Origin of the sequence: Microcystis sp. LEGE 08355, from assembly GCF_015207185.1 — a bacterium.
GTDB classification, from domain to species: Bacteria; Cyanobacteriota; Cyanobacteriia; order Cyanobacteriales; family Microcystaceae; genus Microcystis; species Microcystis panniformis.
Map to the genome: position 1 here is coordinate 1 of NZ_JADEXI010000537.1, position 3,186 is coordinate 3,186.

Annotated in this window: 3 protein-coding genes; all 3 read left to right on the plus strand. The window is 44.1% G+C overall.

All coding sequences use genetic code 11. The features are described 5' to 3' along the window. The first annotated feature begins 181 nt into the window (after positions 1-181). Positions 182-1,141, plus strand: coding sequence for a phosphate ABC transporter permease subunit PstC (gene pstC, locus IQ242_RS20660; RefSeq protein ID WP_193961243.1), 960 nt, complete (start codon positions 182-184; stop codon positions 1,139-1,141). Positions 1,142-1,525: 384 nt separating this feature from the next. After that, complete coding sequence (pstA, locus tag IQ242_RS20665) at positions 1,526-2,419, plus strand: phosphate ABC transporter permease PstA (RefSeq protein WP_002797854.1); 894 nt, start codon at positions 1,526-1,528, stop codon at positions 2,417-2,419. Positions 2,420-2,646: 227 nt separating this feature from the next. After that, a partial coding sequence (locus IQ242_RS20670; protein ID WP_193961244.1) for a phosphate ABC transporter ATP-binding protein occupies positions 2,647-3,186 on the plus strand: 540 nt, incomplete at its 3' end.

Here is a 3,186-nt window from a genome sequence, read left to right on the forward strand (position 1 = left end):
TATATTCCCCTACCGAAAAACGTTCGGGAACGAGTAGCCGCCGCCGCCGATGTCACCTATCCCGATTACACGATCAAGGTGGATTAGTCGCCGAAAAAATGTATTCAAAGTTACAATAGTAGTGGAGAAAGGCCAATTTCTCCCTTAGCTACCGCAAACTAGCTGGATTTAAACCCTAATCATGAGTGCGCCCACAGTTCCACCCGACTCAAATTTTAAAGAACGTCCAGAATCGGAAAAAATCCTTGATAAAGGCTTTGTTGGGTTAACCACCGCCTTTGCCATCGCTATTGGGCTGATTTTGCTCCTAATTGCTCTAGTTATTTTTATTCGGGCCTTACCAGCGATTCAAAGCTTTGGTCTGGGATTTTTGACCAGTAGCGCTTGGAATCCCGTGCGCGGTCGGGAAGAATTCGGAGTTCTGCCGGTTATCTACGGAACTCTCGTTAGTTCTCTGATTGCCCTACTGATTGCTGTTCCCCTCGGTATCGGTTCAGCGATTTTTTTAAGCGAAGATTTTATTCCCTTAAATGCGCGGACAATTTTGGTTTTTCTCGTACAACTTTTGGCCGCTATTCCCAGTGTTGTTTACGGATTATGGGGTATCTTTGTATTGATTCCTATCATCAGACCCCTTGGTAACTGGCTAAATGCTAATTTTAGTTGGATTCCTCTTTTTAGTACTCCTTTAGGGGGTCCTGGAATGTTACCGGCGGGGGTTATTTTAGCAATTATGATCCTGCCGATTATTATCGCTATCTCTCGCGACTCTTTGGCCGCTTTACCGCCGGATTTGCGGCAAGCTTCCCTAGGTTTGGGGGCCACCCGTTGGGAAACAATTTTTCGAGTCTTAATTCCTGCCGCTTTTTCCGGGATTGTCGGGGGGATTATGTTAGCTTTAGGGCGCGCTTTAGGGGAAACCATGGCAGTAACGATGATTATCGGCAATTCTAACCGCATTAGTGCCTCTATTCTCGCCCCTGCTAACACGATCGCTTCCTTATTGGCTAACCAATTCGCCGAAGCATCGGGAATGCAAGTATCAGCTTTAATGTATGCGGGTTTTGTTCTCTTGGTTTTGACCCTAGTAGTCAATATCTTCGCAGAATTAATCGTTAATCGCGTCAAAGCTAAGTATTAAGCCGTCGGTCGTCAGTTATCAGTTATCAGTTTTGAGTTTTAAGTTTTGAGTATTAAGTGAGCAGTTTGTATTAAGTGTTCATCATCAAATGGCAGTTTACTGCTGTCTTTTCACTTTTCACTGTTTACTAATCACTGATAACTGATTACTGTTCACTGATTACTGATTACTGATTACTGTTTAAGTAGCTGGTTATAATTAAATTAAAAATGGATTTTAGCTTCGATCCTCCCTTAATCCCCCCTTAATCCTAGGCTTGATTCATAGTAGGGTTGATTCATGAATCAACCCTACCCTTAATCCCCCCTTGATAAGGGGGGTGTCTGACAACTTTTAACACCTACCTACTTACTGATAACTGATAACTGATAACTGATAACTGATATGGATAGTGCGAATTTAGGCAATAATCTCAAAAAGAAACCGAGTAGTCCTCGATCGCTATTGGGGACAATTATGACCGTCCTATCGGGTTTATGTTTAGCTGTCACCGTGATTCCCCTCTTTGCCGTCCTAGGCTTCGTTTTTGTGCAAGGGGTGGGCCGTTTAAACGCCAATCTCTTTACCAAATTACCGCCACCGCCGGGGTTAGGAGGAGGAGGCATCGCTAACGCCATTTTAGGGACAATTATTGTCGTCGCCCTCGCCACAGCGATTGCAGTTCCCATCGGCGTTTTAGCGGCGGTTTATCTCTCGGAATTTAGCGGTGATAACAAACTTGCCCAGGGTGTGCGCTTTGCTACCAACGTTTTAGCGGGTGTCCCTTCGATTATTGTCGGGGTTTTCGCCTACGGTTTGCTAGTTGCCCCCTTATTTGGCGAAGGAACAGCCCTTTTAGGCTTTTCTGCCCTGGCCGGTTCGATCGGTTTAGCGGTGTTAATGTTACCGACTATTATTAGAACCACCGATGAGGCTTTAAAAATCGTTCCCCAAGACATACGCTGGGCAGCCATGGGTTTAGGGGCCTATAACTACCAAACCGTCCTGAAAATCGTCCTTCCTGCCGCAGTTCCCGCTATTTTGACCGGTGTGACTTTAGCAATTGCTAGGGCTGCCGGGGAAACCGCCTCCTTAATTTTTACGGCATTATTTTCTAACTTTTGGCCTCGGGGTGTCTTTGAACCGATTGCCACCCTTTCAGTCCTAGTTTTCAATTTTGCTACTGCCCCTTTTGCCCCCCAACAGCAATTAGCTTGGGCAGGTGCTTTAATTCTGGTGCTTTTGGTGTTGGTAACTAACATTTTATCCCGTTTAGCTACGCGCCAGAAAACCTATTAAGTCAAGGAAAAAGAACGTAGGTTGGGCTTCGGCCGTGAGCTTTTGCCGAACGGTTGAAGCATGAAACCCAACGCCCGCATAGTTTACGCTACCTCTAACCCATCCTACAAATAATTGTGCCTCCCTACTTAAGTCAGGGAAAAAGTGAAAAGCAAAAAGGGATTTTTAAGTAAAAATCCACCTATCTTTCCAATTCATCAATTAGTCAAATTCAAGGGAAATAATTTATGCTAACTAACTCTAACCCCCATTCTACAGGAACCGTTTTAAAGGTCGATAAGGCTGATATCTACTATGGTAATTATCGGGCAGTACGAGACGTTTCGATCGATATTCCCAAAAATAAAGTCACCGCTTTTATCGGACCCTCTGGCTGTGGAAAAAGTACCATTCTCAGGTGTTTTAATCGTCTCAATGATTTAATTCACGGTTTTCGTATTGACGGCAAAGTTTTTTATCATAACCAGGATATTTACTCTCAAGAGGTGGATCCTGTCGAAGTCAGAAAATGTATCGGTATGGTGTTCCAGCGCCCTAATCCTTTTCCCAAATCCATTTATGATAATGTGGTTTACGGAGCGCGATTAAATGGTTATAAAGGCGATTTAGATGAATTAGTAGAAACTTCTTTGCGTCGGGCAGCTCTCTGGGAAGAAGTAAAAGATAAACTGAAAGAAAGCGGTTTTTCCCTATCGGGGGGACAACAACAAAGATTATGTATTGCTCGCACTATTGCGGTTAAACCGGAAGTTATTTTAATGGATGAA